Source organism: Chitinolyticbacter albus (assembly GCF_024437655.1).
Taxonomy (GTDB): Bacteria; Pseudomonadota; Gammaproteobacteria; order Burkholderiales; family Chitinibacteraceae; genus Chitinolyticbacter; species Chitinolyticbacter albus.
Map to the genome: position 1 here is coordinate 1 of NZ_JANBVF010000033.1, position 21,948 is coordinate 21,948.

General features: G+C 58.8%; 24 protein-coding genes and 1 pseudogene. 16 read left to right on the forward strand and 9 right to left on the reverse strand.

Going from position 1 to position 21,948, the window contains the following annotated elements; all coding sequences use genetic code 11:
* The coding region (locus tag NLI84_RS15675; RefSeq protein ID WP_373316970.1) for a carbohydrate-binding protein at nt 1–2,040 on the reverse strand (2,040 nt) is incomplete at its 3' end.
* A 421-nt stretch (nt 2,041–2,461) separates the two neighbouring features.
* On the opposite strand from NLI84_RS15675, the gene NLI84_RS15680 reads away from it, so the two are divergent.
* The 8 genes from NLI84_RS15680 (at nt 2,462) to NLI84_RS15715 (ending at nt 8,865) form a co-directional block, all read left to right on the forward strand.
* Entirely contained in the window at nt 2,462–2,761 is a 300-nt protein-coding gene (locus NLI84_RS15680; protein WP_255991607.1) for a hypothetical protein, read from the forward strand.
* Nucleotides 2,762–2,931: 170 nt separating this feature from the next.
* Nucleotides 2,932–3,147 carry a TOBE domain-containing protein gene (locus NLI84_RS15685; protein WP_255991608.1) on the forward strand — a complete coding sequence of 72 codons (216 nt, stop codon included), beginning with the start codon at nt 2,932–2,934 and terminating at the stop codon, nt 3,145–3,147.
* Nucleotides 3,148–3,303: 156 nt separating this feature from the next.
* The gene (locus NLI84_RS15690; RefSeq protein ID WP_255991609.1) at nt 3,304–4,386 is read left to right on the forward strand and encodes a sigma-54 interaction domain-containing protein; all 1,083 of its coding nucleotides are present in this window, start codon (nt 3,304–3,306) and stop codon (nt 4,384–4,386) included.
* A 33-nt stretch (nt 4,387–4,419) separates the two neighbouring features.
* Complete coding sequence (locus NLI84_RS15695; protein ID WP_255991610.1) at nt 4,420–5,469, forward strand: NADP(H)-dependent aldo-keto reductase; 1,050 nt, start codon at nt 4,420–4,422, stop codon at nt 5,467–5,469.
* 348 nt (nt 5,470–5,817) lie between these two features.
* On the forward strand, nt 5,818–6,135 hold the full coding sequence (locus tag NLI84_RS15700; protein WP_255991611.1) for a DUF2325 domain-containing protein: 318 nt from the start codon (nt 5,818–5,820) through the stop codon (nt 6,133–6,135).
* Nucleotides 6,136–6,199: 64 nt separating this feature from the next.
* Nucleotides 6,200–7,354 carry a methionine aminotransferase gene (locus tag NLI84_RS15705; protein ID WP_255991612.1) on the forward strand — a complete coding sequence of 385 codons (1,155 nt, stop codon included), beginning with the start codon at nt 6,200–6,202 and terminating at the stop codon, nt 7,352–7,354.
* Nucleotides 7,355–7,394: 40 nt separating this feature from the next.
* Entirely contained in the window at nt 7,395–8,141 is a 747-nt protein-coding gene (locus tag NLI84_RS15710) for a sulfite exporter TauE/SafE family protein (RefSeq protein ID WP_255991613.1), read from the forward strand.
* An 85-nt stretch (nt 8,142–8,226) separates the two neighbouring features.
* Nucleotides 8,227–8,865, forward strand: coding sequence for an FMN-binding negative transcriptional regulator (locus NLI84_RS15715; protein ID WP_255991614.1), 639 nt, complete (start codon nt 8,227–8,229; stop codon nt 8,863–8,865).
* 182 nt (nt 8,866–9,047) lie between these two features.
* Here the strand turns inward: NLI84_RS15715 and NLI84_RS15720 are convergent, their stop codons facing one another.
* The 5 genes from NLI84_RS15720 to NLI84_RS15740 form a co-directional block, all read right to left on the reverse strand.
* Nucleotides 9,048–9,617: a YdeI/OmpD-associated family protein gene (locus NLI84_RS15720; RefSeq protein ID WP_255991615.1), complete on the reverse strand. Its 570-nt coding sequence runs from the start codon at nt 9,615–9,617 to the stop codon at nt 9,048–9,050.
* 70 nt (nt 9,618–9,687) lie between these two features.
* Nucleotides 9,688–10,125, reverse strand: coding sequence for a GNAT family N-acetyltransferase (locus NLI84_RS15725; RefSeq protein WP_255991616.1), 438 nt, complete (start codon nt 10,123–10,125; stop codon nt 9,688–9,690).
* A 102-nt stretch (nt 10,126–10,227) separates the two neighbouring features.
* The gene (locus NLI84_RS15730; RefSeq protein WP_255991617.1) at nt 10,228–10,722 is read right to left on the reverse strand and encodes a hypothetical protein; all 495 of its coding nucleotides are present in this window, start codon (nt 10,720–10,722) and stop codon (nt 10,228–10,230) included.
* Between the two features lie 461 nt (nt 10,723–11,183).
* Complete coding sequence (locus tag NLI84_RS15735) at nt 11,184–11,570, reverse strand: hypothetical protein (RefSeq protein ID WP_255991618.1); 387 nt, start codon at nt 11,568–11,570, stop codon at nt 11,184–11,186.
* 102 nt (nt 11,571–11,672) lie between these two features.
* Nucleotides 11,673–12,101, reverse strand: coding sequence for a hypothetical protein (locus tag NLI84_RS15740; RefSeq protein ID WP_255991619.1), 429 nt, complete (start codon nt 12,099–12,101; stop codon nt 11,673–11,675).
* 269 nt (nt 12,102–12,370) lie between these two features.
* Between NLI84_RS15740 and NLI84_RS19270 the strand changes: the two are divergent.
* Nucleotides 12,371–12,571: pseudogene (locus NLI84_RS19270) on the forward strand (site-specific integrase); the annotation flags it as partial.
* A gap of 159 nt (nt 12,572–12,730) precedes the next feature.
* Here NLI84_RS19270 and NLI84_RS15745 read toward each other — a convergent pair.
* Nucleotides 12,731–13,591 carry a hypothetical protein gene (locus tag NLI84_RS15745; RefSeq protein ID WP_255991620.1) on the reverse strand — a complete coding sequence of 287 codons (861 nt, stop codon included), beginning with the start codon at nt 13,589–13,591 and terminating at the stop codon, nt 12,731–12,733.
* A gap of 52 nt (nt 13,592–13,643) precedes the next feature.
* Here NLI84_RS15745 and NLI84_RS15750 point away from each other — a divergent pair, with 52 nt between their 5' ends.
* The 3 genes from NLI84_RS15750 to NLI84_RS15760 all read left to right on the forward strand — a co-directional run bounded on the left by NLI84_RS15750 (nt 13,644) and on the right by NLI84_RS15760 (nt 16,031).
* Nucleotides 13,644–14,384 carry an MFS transporter gene (locus NLI84_RS15750; RefSeq protein ID WP_255991622.1) on the forward strand — a complete coding sequence of 247 codons (741 nt, stop codon included), beginning with the start codon at nt 13,644–13,646 and terminating at the stop codon, nt 14,382–14,384.
* Between the two features lie 54 nt (nt 14,385–14,438).
* A complete protein-coding gene (gene curA, locus NLI84_RS15755; RefSeq protein WP_255991623.1) occupies nt 14,439–15,458 on the forward strand; it encodes an NADPH-dependent curcumin/dihydrocurcumin reductase in 1,020 nt (339 codons plus the stop codon).
* A gap of 147 nt (nt 15,459–15,605) precedes the next feature.
* Nucleotides 15,606–16,031, forward strand: coding sequence for a CopD family protein (locus tag NLI84_RS15760; protein ID WP_255991624.1), 426 nt, complete (start codon nt 15,606–15,608; stop codon nt 16,029–16,031).
* A gap of 110 nt (nt 16,032–16,141) precedes the next feature.
* Here NLI84_RS15760 and NLI84_RS15765 read toward each other — a convergent pair whose 3' ends face one another.
* Nucleotides 16,142–17,035, reverse strand: a complete 894-nt coding sequence (locus NLI84_RS15765; protein ID WP_255991625.1) for a haloalkane dehalogenase — start codon at nt 17,033–17,035, stop codon at nt 16,142–16,144.
* Nucleotides 17,032–17,625 (reverse strand): TetR/AcrR family transcriptional regulator, encoded by a 594-nt coding sequence (locus NLI84_RS15770; protein ID WP_255991628.1) that lies wholly within the window; start codon nt 17,623–17,625, stop codon nt 17,032–17,034. Before NLI84_RS15770 ends, NLI84_RS15765 begins: the two co-directional genes overlap by 4 nt.
* Before the next feature lie 516 nt (nt 17,626–18,141).
* Between NLI84_RS15770 and NLI84_RS15775 the strand changes: the two genes are divergently transcribed.
* The 4 genes from NLI84_RS15775 (at nt 18,142) to NLI84_RS15790 (ending at nt 21,762) form a co-directional block, all read left to right on the forward strand.
* Nucleotides 18,142–18,696 carry a DUF4145 domain-containing protein gene (locus NLI84_RS15775; RefSeq protein WP_255991629.1) on the forward strand — a complete coding sequence of 185 codons (555 nt, stop codon included), beginning with the start codon at nt 18,142–18,144 and terminating at the stop codon, nt 18,694–18,696.
* A gap of 78 nt (nt 18,697–18,774) precedes the next feature.
* On the forward strand, nt 18,775–19,320 hold the full coding sequence (locus tag NLI84_RS15780) for an SLATT domain-containing protein (RefSeq protein WP_255991630.1): 546 nt from the start codon (nt 18,775–18,777) through the stop codon (nt 19,318–19,320).
* Nucleotides 19,321–20,387: 1,067 nt separating this feature from the next.
* Nucleotides 20,388–21,131: a DUF695 domain-containing protein gene (locus NLI84_RS15785; protein WP_255991631.1), complete on the forward strand. Its 744-nt coding sequence runs from the start codon at nt 20,388–20,390 to the stop codon at nt 21,129–21,131.
* Between the two features lie 124 nt (nt 21,132–21,255).
* Nucleotides 21,256–21,762: a DNA topology modulation protein gene (locus NLI84_RS15790; protein WP_255991632.1), complete on the forward strand. Its 507-nt coding sequence runs from the start codon at nt 21,256–21,258 to the stop codon at nt 21,760–21,762.
* The last annotated feature ends 186 nt before the right edge of the window (nt 21,763–21,948 follow it).

The window sequence follows — 21,948 nt, forward strand, 5'->3', positions numbered from 1 at the left end:
CTTCAGTTCCTTCATCGCGGTGATCAGGTTGTTGATGATCGGGGTGCCGAGCACCACGCCCGCGCCGCTTTCCAAGTCGAGATCGATACCATCGAGGCCGTACTTGGTGATGATGCCGTGCAGGCTGTTGACGAAGTTGGTCACGTTCTCGCGGGTGTTCAGCGTCATCCGGCCTTCCTGACCGCCCAGCGACAGCACCACCTTCTTGCCCTTGGCGCGCTTGGCGGCGATGTCGGCGAGGAATTCCGCCTCAGAACCGGCGTTCGGGGCTCGGTTGAAGGTCACCGCACCGTTGCCACCGTCTTCACCGAACGACAACGTGATCACGTCCCAGTCGTCCGAGACATCGCGGATGCGGATGGTCGGGCCCGACGGGTTGGTGAAGTTGTGCCAGTAGCCGATCAGCGCGTGCTTGGGCAGGCCGTCCTGAGCCAGGGGCATCACCGGGCTGAGCGCGCAGGTGGAGCTCGTTTCCGCGCTGCATACCTGGACCTGGTAGCTCGCCGGGGCGGTGCTGACATTGAAAGTCTGGCCACCGACAAAGATTTCCGGGCCATTGGCTACAGGCGGCGGGAAAGCAATGGTCGCGCTGGCGTACAGATGCCGCCCCGTCCCGTCAAAAACCCGCCAGTAGCCGGGAAGGAAACCGAGCTGTGCACGCTCCACGGACCAGCTCACTGCCAGTTGCCCGGCTGCCGGAGTATTGGCGGAGAGCGTGGTAAAGCTCACCGTATTGCCAGCCAGTACCATCCGGCCGCATGGGTAAGCTGGGTCGTCGAAGGCCAGCTTATAGCCCGGTGGTGGCGGTGCTTGTGGTGGGCAAGTTGGATTGGTCGGGGTCGGCGACGGCGTATGGGTAACGATGTCGCTCATCGCGATGACAGTTTGCGCCGGCCCGTTAGCGCATTTGGAAAAGTCCGCGTTGCAGGCCTTCACATAGAGCTGAAAGGTGCCGCTGTTAAGGCTGGTGATGATGCCCGTGCCACCGTAGTAGGCACGGTTGTTGACGAAGTCATCGCCGACGATGATGGCTGTGCTTTCCAGTACCGGCTGGCCATTGGTATAGGCGCGCAGCACATACCAGCGCGCCGGCGTGAAGCCCAGTGTGCTCGATTCGGCCTTCCAGCTCACCGACACCCGGTACGACGGCTGCGGGGCGAAGGTGGTGCTCATGCTGCTGAGGGGCGTGCCAGCCGGCAGCTCTTGCGGAATTGGCGTGACCGTCGGCGTGACGGCGGTCGGCGTGGGCGTGGGCGTGGGCGTGGGCGTGGGCGTGACGGTGGGCGTAGGTGTAAAAGCGTCGCAAGGGCCCAGTTTTTTCCAGACACCCCACTCTGCCGATTGCGCCGGGTTATCACCCTGCGTCCACCACCTGGCTTCATAGATGAAACCGTTGTAGGTGATCCGTTGCCCGCCGGTATAGACCGAGTTCGCAGACCAGCCCGGGTAGCACGATGCTGGCGGGGTCGGCGTATTGGTTGGCGTAGGTGTAGGCGTATCCGGCCGGTAAGGCACCATCACGCAATACTGCGAGTGGGCCATGCGCCAGAAGGCTGCGCCTGGCGTTGTTCTGGGTTGATTGGCGCTGGACGACACATGCGCTGCCTGCGCGGCGTAAGTGTCAATGCAGGTTTCGTAGTCACTGCCAAAGCGTACGGTCACACACTGGCCGACGCTGTAACTCGTTGCTGCCGCCCAGGCAGGGCTGGTGAACGGGTCGCAAGCCGGCGTCGGCCCCAAAGTGGGTGGAGGGGTTTGGGTTGGAATAAAAGTCGGCGTTGGCGTCGCTGCCACATCACCCAGGTCCTGCCACAGCGTCGGGGTCGAGGCCGGGTTCCAGTTGGCGCCGACATAGGCCGTATGAGTAACCAGTGCCTGGTAGTCGTGGCCGTTGTAGCTCACCACGGCGCCGGCGCTATAGCTATTACCTTCCTGCCAGGCCGCTGCCGCGAGCACGGCGGGCGCCCAGATGGCCGCCAGCAGACTCAATGCGGCCAATGCCGCGTTACTCCGGCGCAAAGCCGGTCGATTTAAAGCCATTGTTATCTCCTCCATGCGTATCGGCCAACGCGGCGTAATGCACGTTGTTCCATGCGCTATTTTTCATGCGAAAACTGCACGAAAGGCGATATGCCCCACGGCAGCCAAAGCAATATCGCACTCGCCGAGAAAGATAACAATGTCATGACAGCGAAAATTCACAGACATCCACGAACTATTTATTTTTTCCTGTAAATTCAATTAATTAGCACAACACCCATCACGAACCGTGTTCACCAAATGCATACCACAACACCAATAAATCAGAAATTAATAATATTAATTTCTGCACTAACGAATTAGATCAATTTCCATGCCCTATTAGAAATCGCCAACCGATCTCATAGAAGGCTTTCCTTATCCAGGCCGCCGAAACCCTGCACGCCTGCAATGAAAGACAATCCAACTGCTGCAATGGCCCATGCGTTTGCTGCGCATTTCCTGCGCTTCCCGGTTATGTCGCATCAAGCCGGGCAGCCCGGTCGGCCAGCGGCGATGCGTGCTGGCTGACTTGTTCGCGCTGCGCGACGCCATCGCCACGCGCGCCTCGGCCAGCGATTCTTCCCCGCATGACACCAACAGCCTGCCCTGCCCGGTAACAGCGCACTCCGCCCTGCTTGCCAAGCTCGTCGCCCAGCCAAGGCGGCGGCCACTCTCTTCCGGCTACCCACGAAATCCGGTGAACCTCGTTCAATCGAGGGCTTCTGTTATATCCACCTAATCATAAAGTATTAAAAGTAATATAAATCCGGATTTATATTCCTCTCACGTTTTGATTGTGCAGTGCGCAACGAGCAGGAGCCTCGGCTTCCACGCCCACAAGCACGACACGCCCTACCCAGACATGCCGAAGCAGCTTGCTGCGGCCAGTTCACCATCAGGAGATCCATCATGAGCATCAAGTCCATCAACGTACGCAACCAGTTCCGCGGCACCATCAAGGAGATCATCGAAGGCCCGGTGCTGTCCGAAGTCGATGTTTCCACGCCGGCCGGCATCGTCACCTCGGTGATTACCACCCGTTCGGTGAAGGAGCTCAACCTGAGGCCGGGCAGCGAAGTCATCGCCTTCGTCAAATCGACCGAGGTGTCGATTGCCACGTTGTAAACGGTTCGACCCCGTCGATGCTGCGACCGGACGGTCTTCCTAACCTTCGCCCCCCGCGCTGCAATGCCCGGCCTTCGCGCCGAACTGAGCTACGCAGCAGCCCGGGAGCGCGCAGTGGCGGACCGTCCGGGTTTTTCATCCGGATGGAGTTCCCCCATGCCTGAACACGGTCATCCGCCCCTGCTGACTTTTCCCGATGCGGAAAAGAACAGCCCCCTTTCCATACGCGCCAAGGCGCTGGTGTTCGCCGATCCGCAATCGCGCCGCGTGCTGGCCGAAGTGGAGCGCGTTGCGCCTTCCGAAGCGCCCGTGCTGGTGCACGGCGAAACCGGCACCGGCAAGGAGCTGGTGGCACGCCACGTCCACCATATCAGTGGCCGGCGCGGCCCCTTCGTTGCCGTCAATTGCGGTGCGATCAGCGAGAACCTGGCCGAGGCCGAGCTGTTCGGCCACGAAGCCGGCGCGTACACCGGCGCCGTTGGCAGCCGTACCGGTTGGTTTGAAGCGGCCAACGGCGGCACGCTGTTCCTCGACGAGATCGGCGATCTGCCGCTGGCGCTGCAGGTGAAGCTGCTGCGCGTGCTGCAGGAGCGCGAAGTGGTCCGCGTCGGCGCGCGCAAGCCCACTCCAATCGACGTGCGCCTCGTTGCCGCCACCAACGTCGATCTGGCCCAGGCGGTGCAGGCCGGCCATTTCCGCCAGGATCTCTATTACCGGCTGAACGTGGTCGGCATCACCATTCCGCCGCTGCGCCAGCGCCAGGGCGACATCCTGCCGCTGGCCGAGTATTTCCTTGGCATCTACGCGCAAAAGCTGGGCCTCGGCATCCCGGCGATCAGCGATGCCAGCAGCGAAGCACTCAAGCGCTACAGCTGGCCTGGCAACATCCGCGAGCTGGAAAACGTGATCCATTTCGCGCTGCTGGTCTCCAGCGGCCAGGCCATCCACCCGCAGCATCTGCGCTTCACCGGCGATGTCCTCGGTGGCACAAGCGACACCCCGACAGCGACCAATCCGCTGGCGGCGATCGAACATCACCTGCGCCAGTTGTTCTCGCGCCCGGGCGAGCACCTTTTCGACGATCTCGAAGCGCTGATCGTGCGTTCGGCCTACACCCACACCCGCTACAACCAGGTGCGCAGCGCCGAACTGCTGGGCGTGACGCGCAACGTGATGCGCACGCTATTGAAACGCTATGAACTGCTGCCGGACCAGGACGTACTGCAGGCAGCAAAATAAGCCCGGACCAGGGCCAACCACATGAGGACGCACATGGAATACCGCAAACTAGGCCGTACCGATCTCTCCGTAAGCCTGATCGGCCTTGGCACCATGACCTGGGGCGAGCAGAACAGCGAAGCCGACGCGCATGCGCAGCTCGACTACGCCGTCTCGCGCGGCATCAACCTGATCGACACCGCCGAAATGTACCCGGTGCCGCCGACCGCCGAAACGCAGGGCCGCACCGAGCAGTACATCGGTAGCTGGATTGCCAAGCGTGGCCATCGCGACGATATCGTGCTCGCCACCAAGGCTGCCGGCCCGCAGCGCCAGCCGCATCAGCCGCGCTATCTGCGCAACGGCGAGGCCAAGCATGATCGCAAGAACCTGACCCAGGCGCTGCACGACAGCCTGAAGCGGCTGCAGACCGACTATGTCGATCTTTACCAGCTGCACTGGCCTGATCGCAGCACCAACACCTTCGGCCGCCTGGGCTATCCGTGGATCGAACACGAAGAGACAGTCGCAATCGAGGAAACGCTGTCGGTGCTCGCCGACTTCGTCAAGGAAGGCAAGGTGCGCCATATCGGCGTCTCCAACGAAACACCCTGGGGCTTGTCGCAATTCGTGAAGGCCGCCGAAACGCAGGGCCTGCCGCGCATCGTGTCGATCCAGAATCCGTACAGCCTGCTGAACCGCACCTACGAGATCGGGCTATCCGAATTCAGCCATCGCGAAGAGATCGGGCTCTTGGCCTACTCGCCGCTGGCCTTTGGCGTGCTCACCGGCAAGTACCTGGACGGCGCCCGCCCGGCTGGTTCGCGCCTGGCGCTGTTCGACCGCTTCGTGCGCTATTCCAAGCCGCAGGCCGAGGCCGCCGTGCGCGCCTATGTCGATCTGGCGAAAAAGCACGGCCTGTCGCCGGCCCAACTGGCGCTGGCCTTCGTCAACAGCCGCCCGTTCACCGCCAGCAACCTGATCGGCGCCACCAACCTTGACCAGCTCAAGGAAAACATCGACAGCGTCGGCGTGAAGCTGGGCGAGGAAATCCTGGCCGAGCTTGACGCCATTCACCTGAACCACCCCAACCCCGCCCCCTGATCGCTACCCGCGACCTCGCCCGACCGACCCCGCCACCCGCGGGGTTTTTCTTGGGCTCTGGGGTGCAGATCATGCGCACTTACGGCCCTGCTCCTGCAGGAACTGCGGACGTGAAGCCAAGCTTCAATCCATCGACTGCCATCTGCACGTGCGGACTTGGAAATAGCTGGAGCGCATGTGGAGCAACGTCCATTTTGCCCGTTCTCGCACCAAAACAAATTTGGTTATATAAAAACAAATTTATATTATTTTTGACGATATAAATTCATTGGTATGTTGTGGAAACAGCGTTGCAGCATCCCTGCGGCGCCCGGACCCACTCCGGCTGATCGCCGGTAGGAGCATACGATGCAAGCCTATATCGTCGGCGCCGATACCCTCGGCAACATCCCGCAATTGCTGGCCGAATACGGTATCCAGATCGGCCACCATGTGACCGGCCGCAACCCGTCGCACCAGCGTACGCCCAGCGGCATCAAGGGCATGGATATCGTCATCCTGTTCACCGATTTTCTTGGCCACAACGTGATGCGCAACTACCGCGACGCGGCCGAGAAGCAGAACGTGCGCTTTATCGCCTGCCGCCGATCGGTCTGCGCGCTGACGCAGACGCTGGAGCGCATCGGCACCGCGCGTTGCGGCGATTGCCCGCAACGGCTGCACTGACTGATCATTCCACGGCCCGCCTGGCGGGCCGTATGCTTGCGCTTTTCATTTACCGAATCGCCTCATGCCCCTGCGCTCCAAGCTGCCCGATGTCGGCACCACCATCTTCACCGTGATGAGCCAGCTAGCCCAGGCGCATGGCGCGATCAACCTGTCGCAGGGCTTCCCCGATTTTCCGCTCGATCCGGCGCTCTTGGCCGGTGTGACCGACGCGATGGCGGCCGGCCACAACCAGTACGCGCCGATGCCCGGGCTGCCGATGCTGCGCCAGGCCATCGCCGCCAAGCTGCTGGCGAGCCAGGGCGTAACCGTCGATGCCGACCGCGAGATCACCATCACAGCCGGGGCGACGCAGGCGCTCTATACCGCCATCGCCACCGTGCTGCATGCCGGCGACGAAGCCATCGTGTTAGATCCCTGTTACGACAGCTATGTACCGGCCATCGCAGCACAAGGCGCGCACGCCGTGCGCGTGCCGCTACGCCAACCCGATTTCGCCGTCGACTGGGACGCGGTTGCCGCCGCCATCACGCCGCGCACCCGGCTCATCGTCGTCAACAACCCGAACAATCCCGCCACCAGCGTGCTGGCAGTGGACGACCTCGACGCACTCGCGCAGCTGGCCGAGCGGCACGATCTGCTGATCCTTGCTGACGAGGTGTACGAGCATCTGGTGTTCGATGGCCTGGGACATCATTCCGTGCTGGCGCATCCAGCGCTGCGCGCGCGCAGCTTTGCCGTGTACTCATTCGGCAAGACCTTCCACGCCACCGGCTGGAAAGTGGGCTACTGCGTGGCGCCGCCGGCGCTAACCGAAGAGCTGCGCAAGCTGCACCAGTTTTTGGTGTTCTCGGTGAACACGCCCATGCAGCATGCGCTCGCCGCCCATCTGGCCGATGCCGGGCACTGGCAAGCGCTGCCCGGCTTCTACCAGGCCAAGCGCGACCGCCTGGCCGGGCACCTTGTCGCCGCCGGCTTCGCCTTGCTGCCCTGCCACGGCAGCTACTTCCAGCTGGCCGACTACAGCGCCATCCGGCCGGATCTCGATGATCTCGCCTTTGCCCGCTGGCTCACGGTGACCCACGGTGTCGCCACCATTCCGCTGCCTCCTTTCTACGCCGCGCCGCCACAAAGCCGTTTGGTGCGCTGCTGCTTCGCCAAGACCGACGAGACGCTGGCGCAAGCCGGCGCCCGCCTCGCGGCGTTGGCCCAACGGTGAAACATCTGCTCTCCTCCATGCCCCTTCCTGATCACCGTCCATGCCCAATGAACTGCTGCTGATCCTCGTTGGCGCCGCCGCAGCGGGCTTCGTCCAGGGCTTGTCGGGTTTTGCCTTCGGCATGGTGTCGATGTCGTTCTGGGTCTGGGGGCTGGAGCCACGGCTGATCGCGGTGCTGGTGGTGTTCGGCTCGCTCAGCGGCCAGAGCATTGCCGCGCTGGCCGAGCGCAGCCGCGCGCCGTGGTCCGCGCTCGCACCCTATGTGCTCGGCGGCGTGATCGGCATTCCACTTGGCGTGCTGCTGCTGCCGGCGCTGGACCCCAACCTCTTCAAGCTGTTGCTCGGGCTGATCCTCACCGTGTGGTGCCCGGTGATGCTGCTGGCCGGGCGCATTCCGCGGCTGCAGCGCGGCGGCCGGGTGGCCGATGGGCTGGCCGGCGCTGCCGGTGGCTTCATGGGCGGGCTGGGTGGGCTCACCGCGGTGATTCCCACGCTTTGGTGCACGCTGCGCGGCCTCGACAAGGACCAGCAGCGCAGCATCATCCAGCGTTTCAACCTGGTGACGCTCGGCATCATCATGGCCGCCTATCTCGCCAGCGGTGTGATCGATCGCCATACCGCCTCGCTGTTGCCCGCCGTCGCGCTGGCCTTGCTGTTGCCCCACCTCCTGGGCGCGCGACTGTACCGGCACCTGAGCCAGCAGCGCTTCCGGCAGATCGTGTTAGCGCTGCTCAGCCTGTCTGGCCTCGCCATGCTGCTGGCCGCCATTGCGGCCCGGATGGCCTAGCCGCCAACCGGCGTGACTGGCATGCTAACGCCATCCACCCGCCCGCATATCGCGGCGACTCCGCCATCCCCTGGATTCAGTACCGATGTACATTCCCCCGCACTTCGCCGCGCCCAGCACCGAGGACATGCATGCACTGATCACCGCGCAGCCACTCGGCACGCTGGTGACCTACACCGCTGATGGGCTCGACGCCAACCTCATCCCGCTCGAACTCGACCGCGAAGCAGGGCCTTGGGGCACGCTGCGCGGTCATGTGGCGCGGGCCAATCCGCTGTGGCACAGGTTCGATCCGCAGGTGGAGGCACTGGCGATCTTCCAGGGGCCGGACGCCTACATCAGCCCCTCGTGGTATCCGAGCAAGGCCGAGAGTGGCAAGGTGGTGCCGACCTGGAACTACGCCACCGTGCATGCCTACGGCACGCTACGCGTGATCGACGATGCGGCGTGGCTGCGGGCACAGCTGGAAACACTGACGGCGCGGCAGGAAGCAGCGTTCGCCACGCCGTGGCAGGTGGCCGATGCGCCAGCGGCCTTCATCGACAAGCTGTTGCCTGCCATCGTCGGCATCGAGATCACGATCTCGCGCCTGCAAGGCAAGTGGAAGGCCAGCCAGAACCAGCCGCGCGACAACCAGCACGGCGTGATCGACGGCTTAAAGGCCCATGGGGATCCGCAGGCCATGGCGATGGCCGCGCTGGTGGCGCAGCACCGCAAACCCTAGCGCCGCAACACACGGCAAAGAATGCAACTGCCAGGGCTAAGCCAAATTGCGGATTCCGGTAGCGTTGAACATCTGTGCCGGCTGTCTGACCTCAAACGCTGGTCATAAGCTGACGGGTCACCAGCTCGGCAGCTCTGCGCAGCTCGGATGCCCTTGTTGAACGACCAGTTAGGTCGCTGGCGCTAGGGGTAAAGCTTTTCGCCATTGGCCAACATGTCGATGAACTGAGCGATCTTCTTGGCGCGAGTTTCTGCCTTCTTGACATTCTGAATCCTGAACAGAATGGCGTATCGGTTCTGGCTGTTAAGCGTTGCAAAGAACGCTTTGGCTGTTTGATTGGCATCAAGGGCTTTTTGCAAATCCTCTGGGATGACCGACGTACTCGCTGATGAATACGCCGCATCCCATCGCCCATCGATCTTGGCTCGGTCGATTTCACGCAGACCCGCTGGATGCATTCTTCCAGCGGTGATGAGGGCTTCAGCTTTTGCCTTGTTGATCTTGGACCAGATACTTCTAGCTGCCCTGGGTGTGAATCGTTGAAGCCAATATTGTTCGCTTTCCGCTTGCTTCTGGCCGTCAATCCAGCCGTGGCAAAGAGCGCTTTCGAGCGCTTCGGCATAGCAGACTGTTGGTTGCTCGGCACCTTTTTTTGCAAGGCGAAGCCACACGCCGGTTGCCAGGCTTCCGTTGAGCTCAAGCCAAGACTCCCATTCTGCTTGATTTGCAAAGGTAAGTGTTGGATCGCTCATAACGCCTTTATGGGAAGTCTAACATTTGAAGTAACGGGCCGGTTTTATCCGGCACCGGTTAAATGAAGTGTTAGGCCGAAAATTCAACCTGAAGTTTGCGATCCATTCTAAGGAAATTGCCCAGTTCACCTGCGATGCCAAAGCCAAGTTTCTCGTAAAATTTTTTTGCTGAGTGGCCTTTAAATATACAAAGACGAATGGATTCTAGGTTTTTTGATAGTGCCAATGACGTGGCATGATTGATTAGGTTGGTGCCTATGCCAACCCCTTGCGTTTTCGGGGTTACTTGAAGGTCGCAAATGTATAAATAATTTTTATTGGTTGCGACACGAATAACGCCGGCCCTTTCCCCGCCTCTAAGGGCGATGAAGTTAGCCGTTTCCATTAGGCCTCCCGAAATATTCTCATCATTCCATTCTTGTTGATGAAGCTCGTAAAGATGAGTCATCTTATGGCGCGTTATTTTCTCAACAAACGGAAAATCAAGAGTGCTAGCTTCGCTAATCATGGGGATCCATTGACCTAACGTTGGAGGTAACGGGCAGCCGGAGTGCCAAAGGCACGTAGGGGACCCAAAGCGCAGCTTGGGGTTGTCCGGTTACCCGAAAGGTTAGCCATTACGGCGCTCATGAAGCACGTGTAGAAACTTTAAGAACCGGTCAGTGGATGAAAATGAATTTTCAAGAAGGCGTGATTGATTTTTTCCGGAGCTAATGATGGCCATTTTTTGACCTGATACTTTTACCACTTGAAGTTGCGAAATTGACGTATATGGAATGGAAATGGATTTTGAGGATAGTGAAGCTTGTGGTGCGACGATGTGACTTGACCCAAGCTCAACATGGTGAACACGTGTTTGACTGTGGACTGCAAACCATACGACGAGTAAAGTGGCCGTGAAAGAAATGGCGGTTAAGGCCCACAAGAAAAGAGGGGCTGCTTCTGGGGAGAAAAGAGTTGATATTGTTCTAGTGATTCGTGCGTCTGGTGCATGTAATGCAAAGTAACCTAAGCCGCCCGTAGTGGCAAATGCGGCCAATACCATCAAAATGGCATTCACAGCTGGAAGGCGATATTGAAAAACTAGTGTGGGAAATGTCTTCATAAAAATGGCCAACATTGGAGGTAAGGGGCCGGCTGTAGGCGGAACGCCGGAAGACGGTCCCGCTTGACCGGAGGGTTAGGCACTTTTCGGTCCCTCGCTTTTGTGGGGCTTCTTGGATTTACGCGCGACATTGTCCGCTTTGAGAAGGGCATCGCACTCATCAGACGAGGGAACCGTGCGATCGGTTTCAATGGTATGCCAACCACCACAATTCGGGTCTGGGCAACCACATACCGTAAAGCGCACAGGATGATTCGTCAGTCCTGCACGCTTTCGAATGGAATTCGTACGCTCTTTATCTTTGATGATATCTACAATGGCTGATCGACCGAGAAATGGGCGGGACACAGTAGCTCCGGGAGATTTGAGGTGCCTAACTTTGGAGGCAATCTGCGGCCGGAATGCCGCAGGCATGGTGGGAACCCAAAGCGCTACTTTGGGCCGTCACGTTGACCGAAAGGTTAGGGCAAAATTGCAATACCATTTTTCTTAAGTAAGGCCATGACACCGGGCAATGTGTATTGCTGCCAAGGAATGGAATCCCGCGCTTCCGTTGATCTTTGGTACTCACCATTATCGAATTGTAAGTAGACCTGCCAAGCAAAACCGGTGTGATCAAAATTTATGACGTCAAGACCCACCAAAGCATTCATTGCGACATCGGCATCTGCATATGACATCTCACCGCGCACAAACTTCAGAGCGACATACTTGGCGATCGCGTCATCCGCAGCGCCCAGCGGAAGAGATTCTCGGGCGCAGTAAGCAGCAATATCTTCGGTAATAGCGCTAACAGTTGCCTCGGTAGAGATTAGCAAATCGACGATGGAGGTGAGACCTTGCATCATGGCCCTAACGGGGAAGTAAGCGGACGCCGGAGCGCGTAGCGCGGAGGGAACCACAAGCGTAGCTTGTGGTTGTCCGCTTGACTGTATGGTTAGAGCAAGGGGTCATGATTTGTTGATCGCCTGCTCCACTACGTCCACGATGTCCGCAACATCAATGGTGAAAATGCCTGCTTCGCCCTTATCAAAAGCATTTTTCCAAGTTTTATAACCCTCTTGATAGTCAGGATTTGGCTGACTCTTGCCATTAAGTTTGATGAGGCTCTTCTTGAGCGTTTCCGCCGAAACCGGGAAGTGAGGAAGATCCGTTGAAATGCCGCCAGCGATATGTGGGTTTTTTACTTTCACGCCCAACACACTGATATGGTAGATTTTTCCAAGCTTGGCATTGGTTTCGATCTTGTTGATCAGAACCCGTGAGTTTTCTTCACCTTTACGAGTTTTGTAGCTCCACAGTTGACCTTCTGCGAAGCCCTTAGCCGAGGCGATACCGGAGAATGAGAGTAGAGACATGATGAGTAGCAGTCGCTTCATTGGAGGCTCTAACAGTTAATAGACCGGTACTGGCGTCAGTACATTATCAAATAATACGAACGTTCAAAGACCCATCCAAGATACTGATCTCTATAACATTTCCCCTAGAGCCGTCCGTATATTCACAGCAATCATACGGACATGGCGCACCTTACGCACCATGTGCTTACTATCCGCTTTTTCATGTTGCAAAGGAGTAACGCTATGGGGAGCGCTTCCGACTAAACCACACCTGCTCGATCAGGTCTCCACCGTATGCCAGCGCTGGCATTTCAGTCCCCGCGCGGAGCTGCGCGTACCGGTACTGGATTCGGCAGTTCATCTTCCTCCACGGCAAGCAGCATCCCGCCACGCTCGGCACCGCCCAAGTCGAAGCGTTCTTGAACCACATGGCAGTGGCGCGCCGGGTGTCGGCGTCGACGCGGTCCCAAGTGCTGAACGCGTTGGCTTTTCTCCACGGGCAGGTGCTCGATCAGCCGTTGCGACGAAGCAATCGCAGGCTTACGTCGGCCCAAATTCCGTTTGGGGTCGGCAGCAGCCGCGGGATGGGCGGAACGGTGAACGCCGAAGTGGACCGCTTTGCGGCGGTCAAGACCAGCAGCAAAGGTCAGCCACAACCGGCGCTGTGCTCAGCAGACCCCAGCGTCAGCAGCCAGATCCCGCGCGCGCTCCCAACGCCCGTGGACCTGCCGTTGCAGCGCGTTGAACGTATCCGTGTCGAATGCCAGTGCCACGAAAGACAGCCAGAAATCGAACTCGGTATGACATTGCTCCTGGGGCAGCGCCAGAACGTGGCGCATCTGCTCGGTATCACGCTCGAATTCGGCCAGAACGGCCTTGGCAAAATCCGCACGCCCTTCGTCAGTGGCCAAGTACTCGCCAAGATCGGCTTCAAGCCAGCCCTGGAACTGCTCTTCGCCAAATTGGCCATGGCAGCTCACCAGGCGAGCAGCGGCCAAGGCGCAGGTATCTGCGTGCCAGCCATATGTTTCGATGGCCAGATCGAGATCCCCCGCCTGATCCACCTCGTGATCGAGGTCGCAACTGGTGAGGAAATCGATATACGCCGGTATCCACTTGCGATCCTGCATCAATAACGCATTCATCGCGTGCGTACCGGCCGGCGTTTCGCAATCGGCCCAGATCCGATCGCCCCGAGCACCGTGCGCACACGCCGCCACATAAGCCAGCAGCCGGGGCGCCAGCGACTCCCAACTTGCGGCCTCGTTAAAGAACTCGTATTCCGGCCATTGCCGCAGTGCGGCTCCATCGTCGGCATGCAGCACGACCTCGAAACTGAATTCGACCAAGCGCGAGTCAGTATCCTCTGGAGTACGCAGCCTCAGTTCATCGACCAATTGGTCGAGTACCTGCCGGCCGAGTGCTTCGCCCAGCGATACACGCTCAAGCCCTTGCACTACGGACAGCTCGACGACTTCCGACGATCCCTCGTTTTCGGCAAGCGCGTGGATATGCAGCGCGACGTGCATGGCTATCTTCCTCGATTCAACAATCACGAATCGCGATGCTGCCTGATGGGCAGTGCCTTTGTCATATCTGCTTGCCGCATTGCCAGGGTTAGCGCCACCTGCACGTTATGGCAAGCCACACGGAAGCCCTGCGGTTGAGACGGCGCGCGAACCGGGCACGCCGCTGGCGCTGCGCTTCACGCTGCCAGTGCTGCCGCCACGCGACAACCCCAACCTGCGGGTGCTGGCCGAGCTGCTCACCCGCCCCGGCGTGCGCATCGCGCTCTTGGCGGTGCTGTTGGTGATCTCCGGCCACTTTGCCGGCTTCACCTATATCCGCCCGCTGATGGAAAACGTCACCCACCTGTCGGTCGGGACCATTTCGGCCATTTTGCTGGGCTACGGTATCGGAGGCTTCTTCGGCAATTTCGCCGGTGGCTGGATTGCCGAGCGCAGCGACCGCCAGGCCATCGTGGTCGGCGGCAGCCTGATCGCCGTGCTGGCCGCCAGCCTGCTGTTGGCGGGTAGTTCGATGGTCGTGACCGCCGTGGCCGTAGTGCTGTGGGGCTTTACCTTCGGCGCCTTCCCGGTGGGTTTTCAGACCTGGATCGTGCGCGCCGCACCGGACCAGGCCGAGGGCGCCGGCGGCCTTCTGGTAGCGGCATTTCAGATCGCCATTGCCCGTGGCGCCATCGGCGGAGGCCTGCTGGTGGACCGCATCGGCGCGCTGGGCGGCCCGGCCTTTGCCGTCGCCACGCTGACGCTGGGCACGCTCTTGACGCTGCGCTACGGCCCGCGCCCGGCTCGTGCGTAGTCCAATCTCTTCACAACCGAGCCGGCCACAACAACTCTTCGACTGGAGCACTGCATGAGCACGACCAACCGCCGCATCCTGCTGGCCGCCCACCCGCAGGGCCTGCCCAAGCCGACCGATTTCCGCCTCGACACCCAGCCCGTGCCGACCCCGGCCGACGGCCAGGTGCTGCTGCGCACGCTTTATCTGTCGCTCGACCCCTACATGCGCAACCTGATGGAGGAAGTCGGCCCCGGCTATGCGCCGCCGGTGCCGCTGGGCGCACCCATGGTCGGCGGCACGGTCAGCCGGGTGGTCGCATCGCGCCATCCGCAATTCAAGGAGGGGCAACTGGTACTGGCGCAAGCCGGATGGCAGGACTATGCGATTTCCAACGGCGACGGCCTGTTCCCGCTGGGCGAATTGGAACATCCGTCGCTGGCGCTGGGCGGCCTTGGCATGCCGGGCTTCACCGCCTATGTGGGCCTGTTGGACATCGGCCAGCCCAAGCCGGGCGAAACCGTGGTGGTGGCCGCGGCCGCCGGCGCGGTCGGCGCGGTGGTCGGGCAGCTGGCCAAGCTGAAGGGCGCACGTGCTGTCGGCATCGCCGGCGGCGCGGACAAGTGCCGCTATGCGGTGGACGTGCTGGGCTTCGATGCGTGCCTCGATCGGCACGATCCTAACTGGGCCGAAGGCCTGGCTGCGGCCTGCCCGGATGGCATCGACGTGTATTTTGAAAGCGTGGGCGGCGAGGTGCTCGACGCAGTGCTGCCGCTCTTGAACCTGGGCGCCCGCATTCCGCTGTGCGGCTTTATCTCGCACTACAACGAGCGCGCTGGCTCCGGGCCTGACCGACTGCCGCGGCTCTTGGCCACGCTGCTGCCCAAGCGCATCCGCATGCAGGGCTTCATCATCTTCGATCACTACGCCGAGCGCTTCGAGGCCTTCCAGCGCGACATGGGCACCTGGGTGAAGACGGGCGCAGTGAAACTGCGCGAGGACGTGGTCGACGGACTGGAAGCCGCGCCCGCCGCCTTCATCGGCCTGCTGCAGGGCCGCAACTTCGGCAAGCTGGTGGTGCGTGTGGCCGAATGAATGATCCACTGGGTGTCGGGCAACGATCCGGCATGCCAGTTGAGCGAACCTCTACCATCACGGCTTTGCGCCTTGCCTTAGGCTCCGGCTGGGCAGTATGGTAAGGCGGGAATCCATCAGGAGATCGCGATGTACGGAGCCCTACTGTTGCTGCACCTGCTTGCGGCCACCATCTGGACTGGGGGTCATATCGTACTCGCCACGGTGGTGCTGCCCAAAGTGCTGAAGGCGCGCTCTCCGGCCCTGCTGCTTGATTTCGAGTCCGGCTACGAAAGGATAGGCATGCCAGCCTTGATCGTGCAGATCGCCACCGGGCTGATGCTGGCTCATAGGATGGTCCCAGACCCGGCGCAGTGGTTCAACCTGGCCAACCCGCTATCCCACCCCATCCTGGCGAAGCTCGGCTTGCTGGCCATAACGCTGGTTTTTGCGCTCCATGCACGCTTGCGTGTCATTCCCAATCTGACGGAAAAAACGCTGACGACGATGGCCTGGCACATCATTCCGGTGACTGTCATTTCTGTCCTGTTCGTGGTGGTGGGGGTCTCATTTCGGACAGGCTGGCTGTATTGAACTGCCCGGAAATTCAATCGCAACGCCCTACAAATCGCCCGCCTGCCGCGCCCAAAACAGCATCGCCATCCGGCCGGCCTCCCACACCCCACACCCCACCACGCAGCCCGCTAGCGCTGCCGCTGCACCTCCTGCTCCGCCAGCCACTGCGCAATCTGTGCGCCGATCGCATCGGCATGATCTTCCTGCAGGTAGTGCGCGCCGGCGCCAAGCTGCACCAGCCGGCAGTGCTTGAGCCCGGCGGCGAACTGCGCGGCAAACGTCGGTGACACCACCGCGCCCGGATCTCCCGCGAACAAGAGCTTCGGATAGTCCGATTCGGCCAGCGCCGCGTGCGCGTGGCGCAGTAGCGCATCGACGTCCGCTGGCTCACCCTCGATCGGCAGCTCGTTCGGCAAGCGCCAGATCGGCTTGCGTGAGGCCGGCGTGGGGAATGGCGCGCGGTAGGCGGCCATTTCCGCCTCGGACAAGGTGCGCAGGATGGATGCCGGCAGCACGTGCTCGATAAAGGCATTGCCCTCCATGATCATCGCCTCGCCCACGCCCGGCGTGCGGAACTTGCGAAACGCCTCGCGCGCGCTATCGCGCTGGTGAAAATCGGCCCAGCGCGCAAATGGCCGGATGAATTCCATGAACGCGAGCCCCTGCACCCGCTCGGGAAAACGCGCCGCATAGTGAAAAGCCAGCGTCGTGCCCCAATCCTGCGCCACCAGATAGCATTCGGTGATCGCCAGCTGCGCCAGCAATGCATCCAGATAGCGCACATGATCGACGAAACGGTATTCGATGTCCGGCTTGCCTGAGTTGCCAAAGCCGATCAGATCGGGCGCGATGCAGCGCGCCAGCGGCGCCACATGCGGGATGATGTCGCGCCAGATGAACGACGACGTGGGATTGCCGTGCAGGAACAGCACCACGGGCCCCGCGGCATTGCCCGCCTCGCGATAGCTCATGTGGGTGTCGAATACCTGCGCCTGTCTCATGCTGTGCAGCGGTGCATTCATGTCGGCTCTCCGGCAAAGAGGGTTGCAAAGGCAACGCGCTTGAAGCGTTCGAGCGCGGCGGTGCTGCGTTCCACCTTCATGCGCAGGATGGCGCCCTGCCAGCTGGCGAGCAGGAATTCGGCCAGTTCCTCGGGCGCGAAGGTCGTGGCGATCTCGCCCGCCGCCTGCGCATCGGCAATGCAGCGAGCAAACAGATCGCGCCATTCGATGAAGATCGCCGCCAGCCGCTCGCGCAACAGTTCGCTGTGGCCCGGCGCTTCCAGGCTGAAATCGCCAATCAGGCAACCACGCGTGCAGCCATCGGCCGCCAGCTTGTCGGTGATCAGGTCGAGGTAACGCCGCAGGCGATCGCGCGGTGGCAGTGACGCATCGTCCAGCGCCTCGTGCACCAGCCCCTTCACGTAGTCGAAATAGCGATCGAGCACTTCGGCCGCGAATGCTTCCTTCGAGGTGAAATGATTGGAAAACGAGCCCAGCGGCGCGCCAGCCTCCACCGTGATATCCCGCACCCCCGCACCGACGTAGCCCTTGCGGAACATCACGCGCAGCCCGGCCTGCAGGATGGGTTCTTTCAATGATTGCTTAGCCATGCACAAACAATACGATCGTACGTATTGAACGGCAAGTGCAAGCAGATGACGTTCGTCGGAAGGCCGGAAAGGGGGCCATGGCGACGACCTCGCAGGCGCAGTCGGGGTAACGTTTCCACAGCCCGGCGCGACGCGCAGTGCAAACCGGCGTGCAATCCCGGCCTTTCCATCGCACTTCCGGGTACCACCGGGGGAAAACTGTTGCGGCCATGCCAACAACCGCTTACAGCGGATGGACGGGCAACGCTCCCTGCGGGTAGAAACCAAGAAAACCTCCGCCCATGAGTGCCATTTAGAACCCGGCAACAGCGCGGATGCGCTCGCGGCCATCTCGACACTTTCCGAGAGGTATTTGCGGTTTATCTTAGTGGGGGGTAAATCAGATGGGTTCCGCCTTGAGGGCACCGGGGAAGCGGATTTCAGCCAATTTGGTTAGGGTGGAATACACCATAGAATTTACGCAACACGCTTTTTTTATGGTGTCTACTTACTAATTAGGCGTTTATAAGGAGCGCTATGGATTGGCTTACCTTTATCGCGGAGTTAGTCAAAGCGCTGGCGTGGCCGTCTTGCATCGTAATCGCCGTGCTCCTGTTTCGCCAGCCACTTTACGACTTGATTCCTTTGCTTAAAAAGCTGAAGTACAAAGAGCTTGAGCTTGAGTTCGCACGAGAAGTGTTTGAGCTTCAACGCGAAGTTGCAGAGTCAATTCCATCAGAGCCGACCTCAATGGTGGCTTCACCATCTGACTCTGATCGCTATTTCAAACTTGCCGCTCTTTCACCAAGAGCCGCGATTCTTGAAGTTTGGCTGGCAGTTGAAACCGCCTCAGTTAGAGCACTCAGCTCGCTATATTCTGTACCACCGCTGGATGGTATGCGTTCAGCGCCAGATCTCGGCAGCTCCCTTAAGAACTCAAACCTCATAGATGAAAGTCAGTTCAACATATTTCAGCGGCTTCGAGGCCTTAGAAATAAGGCCGCCCACGCTGAAGAGCTTGCGCTAAGCGAAGAGGATGCAAGGCACTATGTTGATCTGGCAATGAAATTGGTCGCTCATCTGAACCAATGAAGTGTGCGCCTTATAAATTCTTCGAGAGGGACCCCTCACGTCAAACGTTACCACCAATAAAATTCACACTGAGGAAACATGGAAAATAAACAACTGAATGGCGCAATAAGCCTTTTTGATGAACTACGGACAGATGCAAAGCTCGGCAAAAGTAAGCATTTCAATGCCAGCAGACGGAAAATGGGGCTTCACAACTGGGTAGGCATACCGGTTGTGTTAATCAACGTATTTATTGGCACCGTGATTGTAGCCTTGCTGTCAGACGGCGCAGCGAACAAATGGGTTAGCATCGGCTCAGCAATCTTGGCATTCGCTGCTGCATCGCTTAGTGCGCTTCAAACATTCTTTAACTTTCACAAGGCAGCAGAAGGCCATAGCTCTGTTGGCAATAGATACCTTGGCATATCCAGGCAATGCAAAAAAATCATAAGGAAGCATGAAGACATTCCGTATTCAGCAGAAGACCTGTGGAAAGAGGCTGAAATTATCCAATCGAAATATCTGGCTATAAATACCGAAGCTGAAGCATTTCCCACCAATGACAACGATCTAAACAAGGCGCGAACTGCACTGGAAATCACACCATTCGTCCTTGAAAAGCCAAAAGTAGAGCAGTCCGCATAAGTGCTAACAATGCACTCAACAGTCGCTCACTTCGTTCGCTGGACAGTCAAAAGCTGCGCTTTTGACTGTCCATTATCTTAATCGTTAGGCATTTTTTCAATGTCATTCAGCTCTCACCGGAAAAAGGTACTAGATAACACGGCGCTGCTTGAGCATCGAGCTTCTCATGCCCGATCATGCGCACTACACGTAGCCAATAAACTGGGGATTAATCGAGATATGGTTATTAAAACGGTGGCCACCAAAACAGGTGTCAGCTTACACCGCCCAGAAAGTGCAACTCAGCTATTGCTGGCATTTGAAGCACTGGAAAACCTGCGAACCGGGGAAGCAGGAGCCAATGCCTAACCTTTCAGTCAACTGGACAGCCCAAAGCAATGCTTTGGGTTCGCTCCGCTGCTGCGAGGCTCCGGCCGCAGGTTACCCTCAACATCAGTCGCCACTTCTACGACAATCACATGCAAATTGAATTTTTTCTCCTATTTTTACTTGCACTCGCCGCTATTAGTTTGATGACTATTGGATTAATCTTCGGCTCGATAGCAGTGCCCGCCATCAATGAAAAGCTAGGCCTCGTATGCATCTTGATACCTATTCTTGCTCCATTTGTTTGTCTTTTTAATTATCAAAAAACCAAGTATGCCAGCAACTTCTTGCTAGCGGGATTGGGTTGCTTATTACTTGCAGTTATGTTTCTCATTTTTATCCAACATAATCCTGTCTAATCTTTCGTTTAAGTGAACCAGCGTTAGCCCTTCAGTGAGACAGGAATATCTGAAAATATTCTTGAGGATATATATGGGGCTGAAGCGGTGGACATGAGAAAGTTGCAATCGCCGCAGCCTGCCTAGGATTTATTGCTTTCGCCGCTTGGAACTCACTGCCCGATTCAACGAAAGAACGCATGCTCATGCCACCCTCCTCGGCCCCACGTTAACTTGGACGGACCCAGGCACCTTCATCCCGACTACCCCATCATTTAATTTCGTTTGTTTTGCAGACTAACCCTTTATTCAACCAAAATGGGCCAACGCCCGTCAGTGAATTCAAACTTCAGGCCCCCAGAGATGACCGACGATTGGGATTTTTATTTCCTTAACGTGGATGACAAGCCCGCTTCAATCTATGTCGACCTTGGTGTGCATGACGCGGCACCCAATCCAGCACTGCCCCATATGGCCTATGTACGATTGCATATGAGAGAACCGCGTGACGATGGCTTGTCCAGCCAGGCGGAATTCGACACGCTGGTTGCAATTGAAGACGCGCTGACGGCTGCATTGGTCAACGAAGAAACCGAGTATGTTGGCCGCTGCACAACAAACTTCTGCCGGGATTTCTTCTTCTACGTTGCGCGCCCTCAGGCTTGGTCAACCCGTGTCGCGGCCTGCATGCGCGCCTTCGAGGGTTACCAGTACGACGTGGGCACTCGGGAAGAACCCGACTGGTCGAGTTACTTCTCCTACCTGTATCCGTCGGACGCTGATCTTCAAACCATCGAAAATCGCCGGGTCTGCGAGGCGCTGGAACGAAACGGCGACAAGCTCTCTGAAGCCCGAGAAATCGACCATTGGGCCTACTTCGGCAACGAAGCGTCGTTGCACGCATACGTGGAGGCGGCACGCCAGCTTGGCTTCAAGGTACGCACGATCTCCGATGACGACGAAGCTTGCAACAAACACTGCGCACAATTGTGGCGCTCAGATATTCCCGCTTTCAACACGATCGACGATGTGACGTTGCCCTTGTTCAATTTGGCAGCAACACATGGTGGAGAATACGACGGCTGGGAATCGGTCGTTGTCAACTAACTCCGTCCATTGAGCGGAAAGATATGAAGGACACACCATACCTTCGTGATAAAGGCAAACTTTCGCGGCTTCGGCGCCCCCCTCACGTTCACGTTTGGCGTCTCAGAATAACAAGGCAATTTAAGTGAAGAAAATATCAATCATAGGATCAGCTGGATCGGGAAAATCGACGCTCGCGAAACAGCTCGAGCTAAAAACCCGTATCCCGGCCTATCATCTAGATGCACTGTACTGGCAGCCTGGGTGGGTGGAAACCGAACGGGAAAAATGGCGCTCGATACAAGAAAATCTATGCGCCCAGGACGAATGGATTCTGGATGGAAATTATGGTGCCACGCTGGACATCCGGCTCAATCACAGCGACACGATTATTTTTCTCGACATCAACAGATATACTTGCCTGGCCCGAGCAATATGGCGCAGCGTGAAATCGCACGGCAAAACCAGGCCAGATATGGCCAAAGGCTGCAAGGAACAGCTTGTTGATTTCAAGTTTGCAAAATGGATATTTGAATATCCCAACAAAAGCAAACCCCAAATACTTAGCCGCTTGGAAGCGCTGCCTTCCGACAAAGAAATCATCATTCTCCGCTCGCCCAAGGCAGTGAGAGCATTCTTGAAATCGACATAGTGAGCAGTACAACTATGCCGCCTTGCCATGCTTGATACGCAAGCGGAAGCAGGCAACAAGCGCTCGGCCCCCGTTGTATTGCCAGCCCCCACAAATCTACACGGCATTGGGCGGCGGCATGCGTCAAGCGCAGCTGAACGTCGGTCAAACCGTGAGGGTCTGGTTTACAAGTTGCGTGCGGCTGCC

Excerpts from the sequence above, each read along its gene's own strand:
- NLI84_RS15680 (WP_255991607.1), top strand. The coding sequence starts at position 2,462 with ATGCGTTTGCTGCGCATTTCCTGCGCTTCCCGGTTATGTCGCATCAAG.
- NLI84_RS15685 (WP_255991608.1), top strand. The coding sequence starts at position 2,932 with ATGAGCATCAAGTCCATCAACGTACGCAACCAGTTCCGCGGCACCATC.
- NLI84_RS15690 (WP_255991609.1), top strand. The coding sequence starts at position 3,304 with ATGCCTGAACACGGTCATCCGCCCCTGCTGACTTTTCCCGATGCGGAA.
- NLI84_RS15695 (WP_255991610.1), top strand. The coding sequence starts at position 4,420 with ATGGAATACCGCAAACTAGGCCGTACCGATCTCTCCGTAAGCCTGATC.
- NLI84_RS15700 (WP_255991611.1), top strand. The coding sequence starts at position 5,818 with ATGCAAGCCTATATCGTCGGCGCCGATACCCTCGGCAACATCCCGCAA.
- NLI84_RS15705 (WP_255991612.1), top strand. The coding sequence starts at position 6,200 with ATGCCCCTGCGCTCCAAGCTGCCCGATGTCGGCACCACCATCTTCACC.
- NLI84_RS15710 (WP_255991613.1), top strand. The coding sequence starts at position 7,395 with ATGCCCAATGAACTGCTGCTGATCCTCGTTGGCGCCGCCGCAGCGGGC.
- NLI84_RS15715 (WP_255991614.1), top strand. The coding sequence starts at position 8,227 with ATGTACATTCCCCCGCACTTCGCCGCGCCCAGCACCGAGGACATGCAT.
- NLI84_RS15720 (WP_255991615.1), bottom strand. The coding sequence starts at position 9,617 with ATGAGCGATCCAACACTTACCTTTGCAAATCAAGCAGAATGGGAGTCT.
- NLI84_RS15725 (WP_255991616.1), bottom strand. The coding sequence starts at position 10,125 with ATGATTAGCGAAGCTAGCACTCTTGATTTTCCGTTTGTTGAGAAAATA.
- NLI84_RS15730 (WP_255991617.1), bottom strand. The coding sequence starts at position 10,722 with ATGAAGACATTTCCCACACTAGTTTTTCAATATCGCCTTCCAGCTGTG.
- NLI84_RS15735 (WP_255991618.1), bottom strand. The coding sequence starts at position 11,570 with ATGATGCAAGGTCTCACCTCCATCGTCGATTTGCTAATCTCTACCGAG.
- NLI84_RS15740 (WP_255991619.1), bottom strand. The coding sequence starts at position 12,101 with ATGAAGCGACTGCTACTCATCATGTCTCTACTCTCATTCTCCGGTATC.
- NLI84_RS15745 (WP_255991620.1), bottom strand. The coding sequence starts at position 13,591 with ATGCACGTCGCGCTGCATATCCACGCGCTTGCCGAAAACGAGGGATCG.
- curA (WP_255991623.1), top strand. The coding sequence starts at position 14,439 with ATGAGCACGACCAACCGCCGCATCCTGCTGGCCGCCCACCCGCAGGGC.
- NLI84_RS15765 (WP_255991625.1), bottom strand. The coding sequence starts at position 17,035 with ATGAATGCACCGCTGCACAGCATGAGACAGGCGCAGGTATTCGACACC.
- NLI84_RS15770 (WP_255991628.1), bottom strand. The coding sequence starts at position 17,625 with ATGGCTAAGCAATCATTGAAAGAACCCATCCTGCAGGCCGGGCTGCGC.
- NLI84_RS15775 (WP_255991629.1), top strand. The coding sequence starts at position 18,142 with ATGGATTGGCTTACCTTTATCGCGGAGTTAGTCAAAGCGCTGGCGTGG.
- NLI84_RS15780 (WP_255991630.1), top strand. The coding sequence starts at position 18,775 with ATGGAAAATAAACAACTGAATGGCGCAATAAGCCTTTTTGATGAACTA.
- NLI84_RS15785 (WP_255991631.1), top strand. The coding sequence starts at position 20,388 with ATGACCGACGATTGGGATTTTTATTTCCTTAACGTGGATGACAAGCCC.